The 16,731-nt window shown below is 58.6% G+C and carries 14 protein-coding genes, 3 tRNA genes and 1 riboswitch; of the genes, 14 read left to right on the plus strand and 3 right to left on the minus strand.

Translation table 11 applies throughout. The features are described 5' to 3' along the window. Positions 1-86 precede the first annotated feature (86 nt). The 6 genes from aruF to astE all read left to right on the plus strand — a co-directional run bounded on the left by aruF (position 87) and on the right by astE (position 6,557). Complete coding sequence (gene aruF, locus KHO07_RS06655) at positions 87-1,106, plus strand: arginine/ornithine succinyltransferase subunit alpha (protein ID WP_212626756.1); 1,020 nt, start codon at positions 87-89, stop codon at positions 1,104-1,106. 73 nt (positions 1,107-1,179) lie between these two features. Beyond that, positions 1,180-2,205, plus strand: a complete 1,026-nt coding sequence (gene astA / locus KHO07_RS06660) for an arginine N-succinyltransferase (RefSeq protein ID WP_212626757.1) — start codon at positions 1,180-1,182, stop codon at positions 2,203-2,205. Next, positions 2,202-3,671, plus strand: coding sequence for a succinylglutamate-semialdehyde dehydrogenase (astD, locus tag KHO07_RS06665; RefSeq protein WP_212627591.1), 1,470 nt, complete (start codon positions 2,202-2,204; stop codon positions 3,669-3,671). The genes astA and astD overlap by 4 nt, the downstream gene beginning before the upstream one ends. Positions 3,672-3,835: 164 nt before the next feature. Next, positions 3,836-5,182 carry an N-succinylarginine dihydrolase gene (astB, locus tag KHO07_RS06670; RefSeq protein ID WP_212626758.1) on the plus strand — a complete coding sequence of 449 codons (1,347 nt, stop codon included), beginning with the start codon at positions 3,836-3,838 and terminating at the stop codon, positions 5,180-5,182. A 61-nt stretch (positions 5,183-5,243) separates the two neighbouring features. After that, complete coding sequence (locus KHO07_RS06675) at positions 5,244-5,534, plus strand: hypothetical protein (protein ID WP_046042326.1); 291 nt, start codon at positions 5,244-5,246, stop codon at positions 5,532-5,534. Positions 5,535-5,546: 12 nt separating this feature from the next. Further along, positions 5,547-6,557, plus strand: a complete 1,011-nt coding sequence (gene astE, locus KHO07_RS06680) for a succinylglutamate desuccinylase (protein ID WP_150733608.1) — start codon at positions 5,547-5,549, stop codon at positions 6,555-6,557. Positions 6,558-6,667: 110 nt separating this feature from the next. On the opposite strand, the gene KHO07_RS06685 is transcribed toward astE, so the two are convergent. Beyond that, positions 6,668-7,180 (minus strand): 6,7-dimethyl-8-ribityllumazine synthase, encoded by a 513-nt coding sequence (locus KHO07_RS06685; protein WP_075945336.1) that lies wholly within the window; start codon positions 7,178-7,180, stop codon positions 6,668-6,670. 102 nt (positions 7,181-7,282) lie between these two features. Further along, positions 7,283-7,452, minus strand: a riboswitch (FMN riboswitch). Between the two features lie 197 nt (positions 7,453-7,649). On the opposite strand from KHO07_RS06685, the gene ltaE reads away from it, so the two are divergent. The 7 genes from ltaE to KHO07_RS06720 all read left to right on the plus strand — a co-directional run bounded on the left by ltaE (position 7,650) and on the right by KHO07_RS06720 (position 13,615). Further along, positions 7,650-8,654 carry a low-specificity L-threonine aldolase gene (gene ltaE / locus KHO07_RS06690; protein ID WP_212626759.1) on the plus strand — a complete coding sequence of 335 codons (1,005 nt, stop codon included), beginning with the start codon at positions 7,650-7,652 and terminating at the stop codon, positions 8,652-8,654. A 146-nt stretch (positions 8,655-8,800) separates the two neighbouring features. Next, positions 8,801-11,419: an alanine--tRNA ligase gene (alaS, locus tag KHO07_RS06695; RefSeq protein ID WP_212626760.1), complete on the plus strand. Its 2,619-nt coding sequence runs from the start codon at positions 8,801-8,803 to the stop codon at positions 11,417-11,419. Between the two features lie 91 nt (positions 11,420-11,510). After that, positions 11,511-12,752, plus strand: a complete 1,242-nt coding sequence (locus KHO07_RS06700; RefSeq protein WP_075945333.1) for an aspartate kinase — start codon at positions 11,511-11,513, stop codon at positions 12,750-12,752. 188 nt (positions 12,753-12,940) lie between these two features. Next, complete coding sequence (csrA, locus tag KHO07_RS06705; protein ID WP_002554426.1) at positions 12,941-13,129, plus strand: carbon storage regulator CsrA; 189 nt, start codon at positions 12,941-12,943, stop codon at positions 13,127-13,129. A 62-nt stretch (positions 13,130-13,191) separates the two neighbouring features. Further along, positions 13,192-13,282, plus strand: a tRNA-Ser gene (locus KHO07_RS06710). Positions 13,283-13,390: 108 nt separating this feature from the next. After that, positions 13,391-13,467 (plus strand) — tRNA-Arg (locus tag KHO07_RS06715). A gap of 71 nt (positions 13,468-13,538) precedes the next feature. Further along, positions 13,539-13,615: transfer RNA gene (locus KHO07_RS06720), tRNA-Arg, on the plus strand. 19 nt (positions 13,616-13,634) lie between these two features. Here the strand turns inward: KHO07_RS06720 and KHO07_RS06725 are convergent. Beyond that, positions 13,635-14,156: a cell envelope protein SmpA gene (locus KHO07_RS06725; RefSeq protein WP_212626761.1), complete on the minus strand. Its 522-nt coding sequence runs from the start codon at positions 14,154-14,156 to the stop codon at positions 13,635-13,637. 319 nt (positions 14,157-14,475) lie between these two features. Between KHO07_RS06725 and mgtE the strand changes: the two genes are divergently transcribed. Further along, positions 14,476-15,918, plus strand: a complete 1,443-nt coding sequence (gene mgtE, locus KHO07_RS06730; RefSeq protein WP_150733604.1) for a magnesium transporter — start codon at positions 14,476-14,478, stop codon at positions 15,916-15,918. 99 nt (positions 15,919-16,017) lie between these two features. Here mgtE and KHO07_RS06735 read toward each other — a convergent pair whose 3' ends face one another. Next, positions 16,018-16,344, minus strand: coding sequence for an Arc family DNA-binding protein (locus KHO07_RS06735; protein ID WP_003178899.1), 327 nt, complete (start codon positions 16,342-16,344; stop codon positions 16,018-16,020). Positions 16,345-16,731 lie beyond the last annotated feature (387 nt).

Raw genomic sequence — 16,731 nt, forward strand, 5'->3', positions numbered from 1 at the left:
CGCCAGCAAGCCGGCTCCTACAAAGGGTGTTTCAAGTTGAATCCGGTGTTTTTTCCTATAAGAGTTTTACGATAAGGAGTGACACCATGCTGGTGATGCGCCCCGCGCAAATGGCTGATCTGGGCGAGGTACAGCGTCTGGCTGCGGATAGCCCGATTGGTGTCACTTCCTTGCCGGATGACGTTGAACGCCTGAGCGACAAGATCGCCGCGAGCGAAGCTTCGTTCGCGGCCGAAGTGAGCTTCAACGGTGAGGAAAGCTATTTCTTCGTCCTCGAAGACAGCACCACCGGCAAGCTGGTCGGTTGCTCGGCCATCGTGGCATCGGCCGGTTACTCCGAGCCGTTCTACAGCTTCCGCAACGAAACGTTCGTGCACGCCTCCCGCGAGCTGAAGATCCATAACAAGATTCACGTGCTCTCGCAGTGCCACGACCTGACCGGCAACAGCTTGCTGACCAGTTTCTACGTGCAGCGTGAACTGGTGGGTTCACCTTGGGCCGAACTCAACTCCCGTGGCCGCTTGCTGTTCGTCGCCAGCCATCCGGAACGCTTTGCCGATTCGGTCGTGACCGAGATCGTCGGTTACAGCGATGAAAACGGCGACTCGCCATTCTGGGATGCCATCGGTCGCAACTTCTTCGACCTCAACTACGCTGAGGCCGAACGCCTGTGTGGCTTGAAGAGCCGTACATTCCTCGCCGAACTGATGCCGCACTACCCGATCTATGTGCCGCTGTTGCCGGACACCGCGCAAGAAGCGATGGGCCAGGTGCACCCTCGGGCACAGATCACCTTCGACATCCTGATGCGCGAAGGCTTCGAGACCGATCACTACATCGACATCTTCGATGGCGGCCCGACCCTGCATGCCCGCGTCTCGGGGATCCGTTCGATCGCCCAGAGCCGCGTGGTGCCGGTGAAAATCGGTGAGCCGGTCAAAGGTGTCGGGCGTCAGTATCTGGTGGCCAACGCCCAGTTGCAGGATTACCGCGCCGTGATGCTCGAGCTCGATTACGCACCGGGCAAACCCGTGACCCTGGATCTGGAAACGGCCGAAGCCCTGGGCGTAGGCGAGGGTGCCAGCGTGCGCCTGGTGGCGGTTTAACGCCTGCGTTAAAGAATGCTTAGAAAGCAGCGAGTTTCACGGGTGGCGCAAGCGGCCCGTTTGAGGAGATAGCATGATCGTTCGTCCCGTACGCAGCAGCGATTTACCCGCTCTGATCGACCTGGCCCGTAGCACCGGCACCGGCCTGACCACTTTGCCGGCCAACGAAGAACGTCTGGCCCATCGGGTCGGCTGGGCCGAGAAGACTTTCCGCGGCGAAGCCGGGCGGGGCGATGCGGACTACCTGTTCGTGCTCGAAGATGACGAGGGTCGCGTGGTGGGTATTTCCGCCATCGCCGGCGCCGTCGGTCTGCGCGAGCCCTGGTACAACTTCCGCGTCGGTCTGACAGTCAGCGCTTCGCAAGAGCTGAACATCTACCGCGAGATCCCGACGCTGTTCCTGGCCAACGACCTGACCGGCAACTCCGAGCTGTGCTCGCTATTCCTCCACGCCGATTATCGCACTGGTCTCAACGGTCGCATGCTGTCCAAGGCGCGGATGCTGTTCATCGCCGAATTCCCGCAACTGTTCGGCAACAAGATCATTGCCGAGATGCGCGGCGTTTCCGATGAAGCCGGACGTTCGCCGTTCTGGGAAAGCCTGGGTCGACACTTCTTCAAAATGGAATTCAGCCAGGCCGATTACCTGACCGGCGTGGGCAACAAGGCGTTCATCGCCGAGCTGATGCCGAAATTCCCGCTGTACACCTGCTTCCTGTCGCCGGATGCGCGCAACGTGATCGGCCAAGTGCACCCGGACACCGAGCCGGCGCTGTCGATGCTCAAGAGCGAAGGTTTCAGCTATCAGGGCTACGTCGACATCTTCGACGCGGGCCCGGCCATCGAATGCGAAACCGGCAAGATCCGCGCCGTGCGCGATAGCCAGGCGCTGGTGCTGGCCGTTGGCACGCCGGGTGACGACGCCACGCCGTTCATCATTCACAACCGCAAACGCGAAGACTGCCGGATCACGGCTGCACCCGCACGTCTCGCCGCCGGCACCCTGGTGGTCGATCCGCTGACCGCCAAACGTCTTCAACTCAACGCTGGCGATCAAGTGCGCGCCGTGGCGTTGTCTGCTGCTCGGGAGTCGAAATAATGAAGTCGCTATACATTGCAGGTGAATGGCTGGCAGGCCAGGGCGAAGTCTTTGAGTCGCTCAATCCGGTGACCCAGCAAGTGCTGTGGTCCGGCACGGGTGCCACCGTTGATCAAGTGGAATCAGCCGTGCAAGCCGCACGTCAGGCGTTCCCGAGTTGGGCGCGTCGGACGCTGGAAGAGCGTATCTCGGTGCTCGAAGCCTTCGCCGCCGCGTTGAAAAACAACGCCGACGAACTCGCTCGTACCATCGGCGAAGAAACCGGCAAACCCCTATGGGAAGCCGCGACCGAAGTCACCAGCATGGTCAATAAAATCGCGATCTCGGTGCAGAGCTACCGCGAGCGCACCGGCGAGAAGAGCGGCCCGCTGGGCGACGCCACCGCCGTATTGCGCCACAAGCCCCACGGTGTGGTGGCTGTATTCGGTCCTTACAATTTCCCTGGTCACTTGCCGAACGGTCACATCGTGCCGGCGCTGCTGGCCGGTAACAGTGTGCTGTTCAAACCAAGCGAACTGACCCCGAAAGTCGCCGAGCTGACGGTCAAGTGCTGGATCGACGCCGGTCTGCCTGCTGGCGTGTTGAACCTGCTGCAAGGCGCCCGCGAAACCGGTATCGCCCTGGCGGCGAACCCGGGCATCGACGGTCTGTTCTTCACCGGTTCCAGCCGCACCGGCAACCATCTGCACCAGCAATTCGCCGGTCGTCCGGACAAGATTCTCGCGCTGGAAATGGGCGGCAACAATCCGCTGGTGGTAGATCAGGTCGCTGACCTGGATGCCGCGGTGTACACCATCATTCAATCGGCGTTCATTTCCGCCGGTCAGCGCTGCACTTGCGCTCGCCGTTTGCTGGTGCCGCAAGGCGCCTGGGGCGACTCGTTGCTGGCGCGCCTGGTGGCGGTCAGTTCGACGATTGAAGTCGGTGCTTTCGATCAACAGCCGGCGCCGTTCATGGGCTCGGTAGTGTCCCTCGGTGCTGCGAAAGCGTTGATGGATGCGCAGGAACATCTGCTGGCCAGTGGTGCCGTGGCGCTGTTGCCGATGACGCAGCCACAGGCTCAATCCGCGCTGCTGACCCCCGGCATTATCGACGTGACCGCCGTCGCCGATCGTCCTGACGAAGAGTTGTTCGGTCCGCTGCTGCAAGTGATCCGCTACGCTGATTTTGAAGCGGCGATTGCCGAAGCCAACGACACGGCGTACGGGCTGGCGGCTGGCTTGCTGTCGGATTCCGAAGCGCGCTACCAGCAATTCTGGCTGGAAAGCCGTGCCGGTATCGTCAACTGGAACAAGCAACTGACCGGTGCCGCGAGCAGCGCCCCGTTCGGTGGCGTCGGCGCCTCGGGCAACCATCGCGCCAGCGCCTACTACGCGGCGGATTACTGCGCGTACCCGGTGGCCTCGCTGGAAACCCCGAGCCTGGTGTTGCCTGCGGCCCTCACGCCTGGCGTGAAAATGGCGTGATGTCAATCGCTGGCAAGCCAGCTCCCACAGGTCCTGCGTCGAACACAAAATATGTGAACACCGCTGAATCTGTGGGAGCGGGCTTGCCCGCGGTGGTCGCGCCGCGGTCGTACTGAACAGTTACTTGATGCTTATAAAAAACAGATTCTCGTGGAGCCTCGCTGATGAAATCCTATGAAGTCAATTTTGACGGTCTAGTGGGGCCGACCCATAACTACGGCGGCCTGTCCTACGGCAACGTCGCGTCCCAGAGCAACAGCCAGCAATCTTCCAATCCGAAAGAAGCTGCGCTGCAGGGCCTGGCGAAGATGAAAGCGCTGATGGAGATGGGTTTCCAGCAAGGCGTACTGGCACCGCAGGAACGCCCGGACGTGGCCGCGCTGCGTCGCCTGGGTTTCAGCGGCACCGATGCGCAAGTGATCGAACGCGCCGCTAAAGAAGCCATGCCATTGCTGGTTGCCAGCTGCTCGGCGTCCAGCATGTGGGTGGCCAACGCCGCCACGGTCAGCCCGAGCGCCGATACCGCGGACGGCCGCGTGCATTTCACCGCCGCCAACCTCAACTGCAAATACCACCGCAGCATCGAACACCCGACCACCAGCCGCGTGCTGGGGGCGATGTTCGCCGACCAGAAACACTTCGCTCACCACGGCGCGTTGCCGGCCGTGGCGCAGTTCGGCGACGAAGGCGCGGCCAACCACACCCGCTTCTGCCGTGAGTACGGCGAAGCCGGCGTCGAGTTCTTCGTGTTCGGCCGCAGCGCGTTCGACACCCGCTATCCGGCACCGCAGAAATACCCGGCGCGCCAGACCCTTGAAGCGTCCCAGGCCGTTGCGCGTTTGCACGGCTTGAGCGATGACGGTGTGGTCTATGCCCAGCAGAATCCGTCGGTGATCGACCAGGGCGTGTTCCACAACGACGTGATTGCCGTGGGTAACGGCGAAGTGTTGTTCTATCACGAGGATGCCTTCCTCGACACCGAACAGATGCTCGCTGAACTGCAAAGCAAACTCGCCAAAGTCGGTGGGAAATTTCAGTCCGTGTGTGTTCCGCGTTCCGCGGTAACCGTAGAAGACGCGGTTCGGTCCTACCTGTTCAATAGCCAATTGCTGTCGCGTCCTGACGGCTCCATGCTCTTGATCGTCCCGGAAGAATGCCGTGGCAACGAGCGTGTCTGGCAGTATTTGCAGGGTTTGACCAGCTCCGGCGGCCTGATTCGTGAAGTGAAAGTTTTCGATCTCAAGCAAAGCATGCAAAACGGCGGTGGCCCTGCTTGCCTGAGGCTGCGCGTCGCGCTCAACGAAACCGAACTGGCGGCCGTCAACCCAGGCGTTATCATGACGGCGCCGTTGTACGGCACTTTGACCGAATGGGTCGAGAAGCACTACCGCGACCGCATGACCGAAAACGATCTGGCGGACCCGCGATTGCTGCTCGAGTGCCGGACGGCACTGGATGAACTGACACAAATCCTTAAACTGGGCGCGGTTTATCCATTCCAGATCAATTGATCGACGGCGCGTTGTTGTGCACGACAGCGCGCTGCTTCATCTCAACCGAGAGCGTAAAAACATGAGCGATACCCTGCAGCTGATCCTTGAAGACACCGACGGCACGCAACTGGAAACCTCCTGCACCCGCGTCGCGGTCCTGTGGCAAGGCAAAGAGCTGTGGATCCAGCAAGACGGCCGCGGCCAACTGCTGATCGGCGTGGACGTCGAAGAAGGCGACGCCGAATACGCCAACCTGCTGCTGCGCCCATTGGCGACTAATCTGGTAAGTCTGCAACTGGAAATGGAACCGGCTGAACTCGGCGACGACGAGGATCACGTGCACGGCCCGGATTGCAATCACGACCACTAAGGAAACCGCTCTATGCTCGCCCTCGGCAAACTGCTTGAACTGACCCTCGCCGGCCGCGAACCGGCGGAGAAGACTCAACTGACTGTCGAAGGCGTGCGCATGCGCTGGTTGAGCGAAGGGGCGTTGGAAGTCCGGCCACCTGAAGCGCGCGACAACGGCCTGGACCTGCTGCTGTCAGCGGGGATCCATGGCAACGAAACAGCGCCGATCGAGTTGCTTGATCGCCTGTTGCACGACATTGCCCGCGGCGATCTGAAGCCGCGCGCACGTATTCTGTTCCTGTTCGGCAACCCCGAAGCGATTCGCAAAGGCGAGCGTTTTGTCGAACAGGACGTCAATCGACTGTTCAACGGTCGTCACGAACAAAGCAGCGGCTCCGAAGCCTTACGTGCTTGTGAGCTGGAGCGTTTGGCCGCCAGTTTCTTCAGCCTGCCGGATCGCCAGCGTCTGCACTACGACCTGCACACCGCCATTCGTGGTTCGAAAATCGAGCAGTTCGCCTTGTACCCGTGGAAGGAAGATCGCCAGCATTCGCGCCAGGAACTGGCTCGTCTGCGCGCCGCCGGGATGGAAGCGGTGCTGCTGCAGAACAAACCGTCCATCGTTTTCAGCTCTTACACCTACGACAAGCTCGGGGCCGAAGCCTTCACGCTGGAGTTGGGCAAGGCGCGGCCGTTCGGGCAGAACGACGGGGTCAATGTGTCGCTGCTGGAGAACCGCCTTAAACAGATCATTGAAGGCACCGAGCCGGAATTGACCGAGGCATCACTGGACGGTTTGCAACTGTTTAGTGTGGCGCGGGAAATCATCAAGCACAGCGACAGCTTCCGCCTGAACTTGCCGGTGGATATCGAGAATTTTTCGGAACTGGAAGTGGGTTACCTGCTGGCGGAAGACATCGCCAACACCCGCTGGATCATCGAAGAAGAGGGCGCCCGGATCATCTTCCCGAACCCCAAGGTGAAGAACGGCCTGCGCGCCGGCATCCTGATCGTGCCGACCACCGACGAAAACCTGGCCTGACACACAGCCTCAGTAGGAGCCGGCTTGCTGGCGATTGCGTACTGCCAGTTAACGAACCGTTGACTGACCCACCGCTATCGCCAGCAAGCCGGCTCCTTCAGGTTTTGTGCTTAGACGGCTACCGCACGCGGCTCGGTGCGACGCAACGCGCGAATCTTGCTCAGCGTATCCGCGCAGGTCTTCGCCGCTTCCTGGCCTTTGTGCACGAAGTGATCGAAGAAGAACTTATGATGCAGTTCTTCACCGGCATGGAAGTGATGCGGGGTCAGGGACACCGAGAACACCGGCACTTCGGTCTCCAGTTGAACCTGCATCAAACCGCTGACCACTGACTGGGCGACGAACTCGTGACGGTAGATCCCGCCGTCCACCACCAGTGCTGCTGCGACGATGCCGGCATAACGACCGGTCTTGGCCAGCAACTTGGCGTGCAGAGGCATTTCAAAGGCGCCGCCGACTTCGAAAAAGTCGATATCGGATTCCTGATAACCCTGGGCAATCATTTCAGCGACGAAGCCTTTACGGCTCTGATCAACGATTTCCTTGTGCCAGCAGGCCTGGATGAACGCGACGCGCTCGCCCTGATGGTTTTTGCTTTTGCTGTCGATTGCGGTGGGTTGCATGTTCTGACTCCTGTTTGAGAAAAAAACAGGGCATATGAATCGAATGGGATTTAAGGGTATGCACGCCGGCACGAATGCCTGCGGACAGCCCTTTGGCGCCAATCCCGTTCTCTCTTCATCCGGACTATGACCGTCGGCCCCGGGATCACACCGGGTCTGCTGACCTTGCCGCCAATCACCGCCGAAGCGTGTTGTCGCCAAGCGCTCGCGGGCTATGCGCATTGCGCGCAATTACCGCCGGTGGGGAGTTGCACCCCGCCCTGAGAACGTTTTTGCCACCAGAAAGTCTGGCGGCGCAGCGTTTTTAACACATATTTCCTACAGGCGCATTGATGCTTTCAGATGATTGTCATCGAGTATTTCGCTGTATTAATGGGCATTATCCTTGCGCAAGGGTTGAATATTCATCGGCCTGACCGCAGTAATTCTTTCTGAAAGGGATTTCCCCCTGCTTACCGAGGCCAGATTCATGAGCGTTATCGATCTTCGCAGCGACACCGTCACCCAACCTACCGCCGGCATGCTCGACGCGATGGCCACCGCCGCCACGGGGGATGACGTTTATGGTGAAGATCCGACGGTCAATCATCTGGAAGCGGAGCTGGCCAAGCGACTCGGTTTTGCCGCAGCCCTGTTTGTGCCGACCGGCACCATGAGCAATCTGTTGGGTTTGATGGCCCATTGCGAACGCGGCGACGAATACATCGTCGGTCAGCAGGCGCATACCTATAAGTACGAAGGTGGCGGCGCGGCCGTGCTGGGCTCGATCCAGCCGCAGCCACTGGAAGTGCAGGCCGATGGCTCTCTGGACCTGGCGCAGGTCGCCGCCGCGATCAAACCGGACGATTTCCACTTTGCCCGCACCCGCCTTCTGGCGCTGGAAAACACCATGCAGGGCAAAGTCCTGCCTCTGGAGTACCTGGCCCGGGCGCGCAGTTTTACCCGTGAACACGGGCTGCAACTTCACCTGGACGGCGCGCGGCTGTACAACGCAGCGGTCAAGCTCGGGGTCGATGCCCGGGAAATCGCCCAGCATTTCGATTCCGTCTCCGTCTGCCTTTCCAAGGGGTTGGGCGCGCCGGTCGGTTCGGTGCTGTGCGGCTCGGTCGAGCTGATCGGCAAGGCGCGGCGTCTGCGCAAAATGGTCGGCGGCGGCATGCGCCAGGCCGGGATTCTGGCGGCGGCGGGCCTGTACGCACTGGACAATAACGTTAAACGTCTGGCTGACGACCACGCCAATGCGCAATTGCTGGCCGAAGGTTTGCGCGCGGCGGGTTATGAAGTCGAGCCGGTTCAGACCAACATGGTGTACGTCTCGATGGGTGACAAGGCCCAGGCGATCAAGGCCTTCGCTGCTGAACGAGGTATCAAACTCAGTGCCGCCGCTCGTCTGCGCATGGTCACGCACATGGACGTCAGCCGGGCGCAAATCGAGCAGGTCGTCGCGACATTCGTCGACTTTTCGCGCAAGTGATAGCGTTAGCGCTCCAATTGACTGTTTCTATCGTATAAACACGCTGTACCCCGCGCGCAGGGCCGATATAATGCGGCCCTTTGCCGTCGCTTCGTCTGTTGACGTTTCGAACAGGCCTTTGGCCGCAGCCTCCGTGGAAGAACCTAATGAAAAGCGCAGAAATCCGTGAAGCCTTCCTTCGCTTCTTCGAAGAGCAAGGCCACACCCGTGTAGCCTCCAGCTCTTTGATTCCGGGCAACGACCCAACCCTGCTGTTCACTAACGCGGGGATGAACCAGTTCAAGGACTGCTTCCTGGGCCAGGAAAAACGTGCGTACACCCGCGCGACCAGCAGCCAGAAATGCGTGCGTGCCGGTGGCAAGAACAGCGACCTGGAAAACGTCGGTTATACCGCTCGTCACCACACCTTCTTCGAGATGCTGGGTAACTTCAGCTTCGGTGACTATTTCAAGCACGATGCGATTACCTTCGCCTGGACCTTCCTGACTGGCGTTCTGAAACTGCCAAAGGAAAAACTCTGGGTCACCGTCTACGCCTCCGACGACGAAGCGTATGACATCTGGACCAAAGAGATCGGTGTGCCGGTCGAGCGTATGATCCGCATCGGCGACAACAAGGGCGCGCCTTACGCCTCCGACAACTTCTGGACCATGGGCGATACCGGTCCTTGCGGCCCATGCACCGAGATTTTCTACGATCACGGCGACCATATCTGGGGCGGCCCACCGGGCTCGCCGGAAGAAGACGGCGACCGTTATATCGAGATCTGGAACAACGTGTTCATGCAGTTCAACCGCACCGCCGATGGCGTGTTGCATCCGCTGCCAGCTCCGTCGGTCGACACCGGCATGGGCCTGGAACGGATCAGTGCGGTGATGCAGCACGTCAACTCGAACTACGACATCGACCTGTTCAAGAACCTGCTGAAGGCCTCGGCTGAAGCGATCGGTTGCGAAAATGGCGATCAGTCTTCGCTGAAAGTGGTTTCCGACCACATCCGCTCGTGCGGTTTCCTGATCGCGGACGGCGTGCTGCCGTCCAACGAAGGTCGCGGTTACGTACTGCGCCGGATCATCCGTCGCGCCTGCCGTCACGGTAACAAGCTGGGCGCCACCGGCAGCTTCTTCTACAAGATCGTCGCGGCACTGGTCGCCGAGATGGGCGAAGCCTTCCCGGAATTGAAGAAGCAGCAGAGCAACATCGAACGCGTGCTCAAAGCCGAAGAAGAGCAGTTCTCCAAGACGCTGGAGCACGGCCTGAAGATTCTCGAGCAGGATCTGCTGGAGCTCAAAGGCACCGTGGTGCCAGGCGACGTGGTGTTCAAACTCTACGACACCTACGGTTTTCCGATGGACCTCACCGCCGACATCGCGCGCGAGCGCAACCTGACCGTCGACGAAGTCGGTTTCGAGCGTGAGATGGAAGCCCAGCGTGTTCGCGCGCGTTCGGCCAGCTCGTTCGGTCTGGACTACAACACGCTGGTCAAGGTTGATGTGGCCACCGAGTTCACCGGTTACGCAGACACCAGCGGTTCGGCGAAAATCGTCGCCATCTATAAAGATGGCCAGTCGGTCGACGTCTTGAATGAAGGCGAAGAGGCGGTGATCGTTCTCAACCAGACGCCGTTCTACGCTGAATCCGGCGGCCAGATCGGCGATTGCGGCTATCTCCAGGCGGGCAATGCGCGTTTCGATGTACGTGACACTACCAAGACCGGCGGTGCGTTCCTGCATCACGGCGTGCTGGACTCCGGCAGCCTGACCATCGGTGTTCCAGTGGAAACCCACGTAGATGCCGAGGTGCGTCACGCGACTTCGTTGAACCACTCGGCCACCCACTTGCTGCACGCGGCATTGCGTCAGGTACTGGGCGAGCACGTTCAGCAGAAAGGTTCGTTGGTGGATAGCCAGCGTCTGCGTTTCGACTTCAGCCACTTCGAAGCGATCAAGCCTGAACAGCTGAAAGCGCTGGAAGATATCGTCAACGCCGAGATCCGCAAGAACTCCGCCGTTGAAACCGAAGAAACCGACATCGAAACCGCCAAGCAGAAGGGCGCCATGGCGCTGTTCGGCGAGAAGTATGGCGACAACGTGCGCGTGCTGAGCATGGGGGGCGATTTCTCCGTCGAACTGTGTGGCGGTATCCACGCCAACCGTACCGGCGACATCGGCCTGCTGAAAATCATCAGCGAAGGCGGTGTGGCGTCGGGTGTGCGTCGTATCGAGGCGGTTACCGGCGCTGCGGCACTGGCTTACTTGAACGCGGCAGAAGAACAACTCAAGGAAGCGGCCAACCTGGTCAAGGGCAGCCGCGACAACCTGATCGACAAGCTGTCGACTGTGCTGGAGCGCAACCGTCTGCTGGAGAAGCAACTCGAGCAGTTGCAGGCCAAGGCAGCCAGCGCGGCGGGCGATGATCTGTCGGCTTCCGCTCTGGATGTCAAAGGCGTGAAGGTACTGTCCGTGCGTCTCGACGGTCAGGACGGCAAGGCACTGCTGGCGCTGGTCGATCAGCTGAAAAACAAACTCGGCCGCGCAGTGATCCTGCTCGGCAGTGTCCATGAGGAAAAGGTCGTTCTGGTTGCAGGCGTAACCAAAGACCTGACTGGCCAACTCAAAGCCGGTGATTTGATGAAGCAAGCCGCTGCGGCAGTGGGCGGGAAGGGCGGTGGTCGTCCAGACATGGCGCAAGGCGGCGGCACAGACGCCGGCGCCCTGGACGCAGCACTGGCGCTGACCGTTCCGTTTGTAGAGCAGGGTTTATAAGGCAGCGCCTCCGGCCCGCAGTCTAGTGGCGGGCCGGAACGCTGTTTGAGTGATTATTTGGGCGCCCTTCACGGGCAGAGGCGGCTTTGAAATGGCTTTGATCGTACAGAAATTTGGAGGCACCTCGGTCGGCACTGTCGAGAGAATCGAGCAGGTCGCCGACAAGGTTAAGAAATTCCGCGAAGCCGGCGATGACCTGGTGGTTGTGCTGTCTGCAATGAGCGGCGAAACCAACCGTCTGATCGATCTGGCCAAGCAAATCAGTGGCGAAGATCAGCCGGTTCCCCGTGAGCTGGATGTGATCGTTTCCACCGGTGAGCAGGTGACGATTGCCCTGTTGGCCATGGCGTTGATCAAGCGCGGTGTGCCGGCAGTGTCCTACACCGGTAACCAGGTTCGGATCCTGACGGACAGTGCGCACAATAAAGCGCGTATCTTGCAGATTGATGACCAGAAGATTCGCGGTGACCTGAAGGCCGGTCGTGTAGTGGTTGTCGCTGGTTTCCAGGGCGTCGACGAGCACGGCAATATCACCACCCTCGGTCGTGGTGGTTCCGATACCACCGGCGTGGCGCTGGCGGCGGCCCTGAAGGCTGACGAATGCCAGATCTACACCGACGTGGACGGCGTCTACACCACCGACCCGCGCGTTGTGTCCGTGGCCCAGCGTCTGGACAAGATCACCTTTGAAGAGATGCTGGAAATGGCCAGCCTCGGTTCCAAGGTGCTGCAGATCCGGGCGGTGGAATTCGCCGGCAAGTACAACGTTCCGCTGCGCGTACTGCACAGCTTCAAGGAGGGTCCGGGCACCCTCATTACTATTGATGAAGAGGAAACCATGGAACAGCCGATCATTTCCGGCATCGCTTTCAACCGCGATGAAGCCAAGCTGACCATCCGTGGCGTGCCAGACACCCCGGGCGTTGCATTCAAGATTCTCGGCCCGATCAGTGCCGCGAACATCGAAGTCGACATGATCGTGCAGAACGTTGCGCACGATAACACCACCGACTTCACCTTCACCGTACACCGCAACGACTATCAGGCGGCGCAAACCGTGCTGGAAAAGACCGCTGCCGAGATCGGTGCCCGTGAAGTCATCGGCGACACCAAGATCGCCAAGGTGTCGATCGTCGGCGTTGGCATGCGCTCCCACGCGGGCGTCGCCAGTCGCATGTTCGAGGCGTTGGCCAAAGAAAGTATCAACATCCAGATGATCTCGACTTCGGAAATCAAAGTCTCCGTAGTGATCGAAGAGAAGTACCTGGAACTGGCTGTGCGCGCTCTGCACACGGCTTTCGAACTGGACGCACCGGCCCGCCAGGGCGAGTGATGCGTTTGCCAAAAGGCGCGGTCTGACCGCGCCTTTTGTTTTTTTGAATGGCGTGGCCCCGAGACTGTTCTTTTGCTCGCGCTAGTCAATACTCAGGCATGTAGGTCGCAACCGATTTGGGTTGTAGGTCGAGTGCCTATTTTTTTGCAGACTGTTGTCCCTGAAATGTAAGGCGTGAGGAGAAAGGTATGTTGATTCTGACTCGTCGGTGCGCAGAAAGCCTGATTATTGGTGATGGCGAAATCACCGTGACCGTGCTCGGCGTCAAAGGAAATCAAGTGCGTATTGGTGTGAACGCCCCTAAAGAGGTAGCGGTACACCGTGAGGAAATCTACCTGCGCATCAAGAAAGAGAAGGACGAAGAACCAAGCCATTAATTTTTATCGTTTTTTATGTTTGCAAACGGGGAAAAGGTTGGTTAAGATACGCCCCGTGTTGCGGAGAGCTGGCCGAGTGGCCGAAGGCGCTCCCCTGCTAAGGGAGTACACCTCAAAAGGGTGTCGGGGGTTCGAATCCCCCGTTCTCCGCCATTATTTGCGTAGTACGTTGTAATCTGGCTTCTTCGGTAAGTTGTTGAAATTACTAGAAAAAAGCGCTTTACAAACAGATTTAACGGCCTATAATGCGCGGCAACAAATGCACTCGTAGCTCAGCTGGATAGAGTACTCGGCTACGAACCGAGCGGTCACAGGTTCGAATCCTGTCGAGTGCACCATTTAAGAGTTGTTTGCAGTGATGTGAATAACTTGGCTTCAACCAGTTGTGATCTGGTATAAAAACACAAATGCACTCGTAGCTCAGCTGGATAGAGTACTCGGCTACGAACCGAGCGGTCACAGGTTCGAATCCTGTCGAGTGCACCATACAACAGAAAGCCCGCATTTAATGCGGGCTTTTTGCCGTCTGGGATTTAGCTTTTCCTTTCGTACATCCTCTTTCATCGAATTCGATATGCGCGCTGCGGCCTCGCTTGGTTTCGTAGCGATAGCTTGTGCTCGAATTGCGAATACTGATCTTGTCTGGCTTGCCCAGCGCGCTTTCGACATCCTGCTGGCTCATGCCGGCGACCACCCGCTGATTGATGATTGCTTCGCGTCGCTCTCTGGCGCTGATCAGATTTCCGCATCCGTCCTCGCTCTTACCGACAATGGTTGGTTCACTTCTTTTGGTATTCCTGTCCGGGATCTGGCGAGTCTCAGGCCCGGGCATGAGGGTGATGGGTTCATTGTTCGGTGTGTACGTGCGGACATCCTGTATCGAGCGGCTTTCGTCGGGAGTGCAGCTATGGGTGGTGAAAGTAATGTGCCCGTTGGTTGCTTCGCACCTATGAATGGTGGTGGCAAACGCCCAGGGCAATCGGCAGAGCAGAGTGATCAATAAGAAATAGCGCAGGTAAGCGGGCATCGAGCGTCCTCCATGACGATTTCTTTTCAGCGTAGACGCCACCTTTTGCTCGAGGAGTGTGTTTTCTTTTCAGGATGCGTCGTCTAGTTTGAAGGATTAGGAGAGTGCTCAAGATTGTCTTGCAAGCGCTTGTTTCAGCCGCGATTTTTTAACATTTCAAACCGTCAAGCGGTGTATCATTGCGCCCGTCAGCCCCGCCGGGGCTTTTGGAATACTTCCATGGACTTACCCAGTAGTTACTCAACACCCCGTTTTTCCAATCATGAATTGACTGATTGATCCTTCCGGCGCGCCCCGCTGCTGGGAGTGGAGTTCGCCTATGTCTGAAGTTGAAGTAAAGAAAACACAAGAAAGCTTGCAGGACCGCCTCGCTCAAGTTGTTGAGCTGTTGCAGCGTCAGCGAGTGGTTGAAGACCTGACTCACCGCCAGGAAGGCCCGAATCACGATCGGGTCGAAAATCTGGTTCACCGGCAGAATCTCGTCGAGTTACAACGCAAGCTCGATGACCTGCACTCCGCCGACGTCGCCTACATCCTTGAAGCATTGCCGCTGGACGATCGTCTGACGCTTTGGCAGCTGGTCAAAGCAGATCGCGACGGCGACATTCTTCTCGAAGTATCTGATTCGGTACGTGAAACCCTGATCGCCGACATGGACGATCACGAGCTCCTGGCTGCGGCCAAGGACATGGACGCCGACGAACTTGCTGACCTGGCTTCCGAGCTGCCGCGAGATGTCGTCCATGAGCTTATGGAGACCCTGGACAACCAGCAGCGCGAGCGTGTGCGTTCCGCCCTTTCCTACGACGAGGAGCAGGTCGGTGCGCTGATGGACTTCGAGATGGTGACGATCCGTGAGGACGTCAGTCTCGAAGTGGTGCTGCGTTACCTGCGCCGCCTCAAAGAATTACCAGGTCACACCGACAAGCTGTTTGTTGTTGATTACGACGGCGTCCTCAAGGGTGTTTTGCCGATCAAGCGTTTGCTGGTCAACGATCCGGACAAGCAGGTTTCCGAGGTCATGGCGAGTGATCCGGTAAGCTTTCATCCGGATGAAGATGCTTACGATGCTGCTCAGGCGTTTGAGCGTTATGACTTGATTTCAGCGCCCGTCGTAGACAAGAACGGCAAGCTGATTGGCCGACTGACCATCGACGAGATGGTCGACCTGATTCGTGAAGAGAGCGAAAGCGAAGTTCTCAACATGGCGGGTCTGCGTGAAGAGGAAGATATTTTCGCGTCAGTCTGGAAGTCCTTGCGTAACCGTTGGGCCTGGCTGGCCGTGAACCTGATCACCGCTTTCGTTGCATCCCGAGTGATCGGCCTGTTCGAGGGTTCCATCGAGAAGTTGGTAGCACTGGCGGCATTGATGCCGATTGTGGCGGGCATCGGTGGTAACTCTGGTAACCAGACCATCACCATGATTGTCCGCGCCATGGCGTTGGACCAGGTGAGTACCGGCAATACTTCGCGGCTGATGCGCAAGGAGCTGGCGGTTGCGCTGATCAATGGCGTGGTCTGGGGTGGGGTCATCGGCGTTGTCGCTTATCTGCTTTATGGCAGCTGGTCTTTGGGGGTGGTGATGACGGCCGCCATGACGCTTAACCTGCTGCTTGCCGCATTGATGGGGGTTTTGATTCCGATGACGCTGGCGCGACTGGGGCGCGACCCTGCGATGGGGGCCAGCGTAATGATTACCGCCATGACCGACAGTGGTGGCTTCTTCATTTTCCTTGGGTTGGCGACGATTTTCCTGCTCTAGTTTTTCTGCTTTCAAACCCGCCAACTGGCGGGTTTTTTTTGCCTGAATTTCAGGCAAAAAAAAGCCAGCGATAAAGCTGGCTCGGATTTTCTGGATGACTCAGGAGGCGTCTGCGGCCATTTCGGCGTCGTGAGCGATCAGCGAAACGAGAGCGTTTTGCTGGCGGTGGGAAAGCTGGCGGAAGCGCTGCAACAGTTCACGTTCGTGCAAAGAAAGCTCTGGGCTGTCCAGGCGCATGCTCAGCTCTTCGCCCAGCGCACCTTCCTGAATCAGGCTCTGCTCAAGGCGTGCGATGATTTCGGAGTTCATGCTGCGATGATGATTGCGAGCCACCTCGGCAATGCGTTCACGCATTCCGTCTGGCAGACGTACGACGAACTTGTCAGCCGTACGGCTGGAATAAATTGCCTGTTTCAATGGGCGCATATATTTAACCGGTTAGTTCAGGGGAGCGGTTCTCGGGATTGGCCGCAGGATGTCAGTTAGGACAAGCGATGCAGCCAAATGTTCAACCTGAATTGATAGAGGCCCGCATCATGCCTCAAAGCAGCCAGATCATTGGCGTCAATTCTGTGACAAATATTGAACTGGATAAAGGCGTTCTGCCAGCACCAATTGTCAGAAATGCGGACTGGTTGGAAAGTTGCCCGGTCCGTATCGCTGATCGCGTCCTCTGCCTGAGAGTGGGTGTCCAAACATGTGAGGGCAGAGCCGGCGAATTCGATAACTGTTCCTTACCTTTACAGGATAGTGGCAAATTGCCGATTTGCTAGGGGGGAGGGGCTGGTGAAGGCTATTTAGGATGGATGGCAT

The organism is Pseudomonas sp. PP3, from assembly GCF_905336995.1.
Classification (GTDB): domain Bacteria; phylum Pseudomonadota; class Gammaproteobacteria; order Pseudomonadales; family Pseudomonadaceae; genus Aquipseudomonas; species Aquipseudomonas reinekei.

Coding starts and splice junctions, on each gene's coding strand:
- KHO07_RS06725 (WP_212626761.1), bottom strand. CDS start 14,156: ATGCCCGCTTACCTGCGCTATTTCTTATTGATCACTCTGCTCTGCCGA.
- csrA (WP_002554426.1), top strand. CDS start 12,941: ATGTTGATTCTGACTCGTCGGTGCGCAGAAAGCCTGATTATTGGTGAT.
- KHO07_RS06675 (WP_046042326.1), top strand. CDS start 5,244: ATGAGCGATACCCTGCAGCTGATCCTTGAAGACACCGACGGCACGCAA.
- ltaE (WP_212626759.1), top strand. CDS start 7,650: ATGAGCGTTATCGATCTTCGCAGCGACACCGTCACCCAACCTACCGCC.
- KHO07_RS06700 (WP_075945333.1), top strand. CDS start 11,511: ATGGCTTTGATCGTACAGAAATTTGGAGGCACCTCGGTCGGCACTGTC.
- aruF (WP_212626756.1), top strand. CDS start 87: ATGCTGGTGATGCGCCCCGCGCAAATGGCTGATCTGGGCGAGGTACAG.
- astB (WP_212626758.1), top strand. CDS start 3,836: ATGAAATCCTATGAAGTCAATTTTGACGGTCTAGTGGGGCCGACCCAT.
- astE (WP_150733608.1), top strand. CDS start 5,547: ATGCTCGCCCTCGGCAAACTGCTTGAACTGACCCTCGCCGGCCGCGAA.
- alaS (WP_212626760.1), top strand. CDS start 8,801: ATGAAAAGCGCAGAAATCCGTGAAGCCTTCCTTCGCTTCTTCGAAGAG.
- KHO07_RS06685 (WP_075945336.1), bottom strand. CDS start 7,180: ATGCAACCCACCGCAATCGACAGCAAAAGCAAAAACCATCAGGGCGAG.
- KHO07_RS06735 (WP_003178899.1), bottom strand. CDS start 16,344: ATGCGCCCATTGAAACAGGCAATTTATTCCAGCCGTACGGCTGACAAG.
- mgtE (WP_150733604.1), top strand. CDS start 14,476: ATGTCTGAAGTTGAAGTAAAGAAAACACAAGAAAGCTTGCAGGACCGC.
- astA (WP_212626757.1), top strand. CDS start 1,180: ATGATCGTTCGTCCCGTACGCAGCAGCGATTTACCCGCTCTGATCGAC.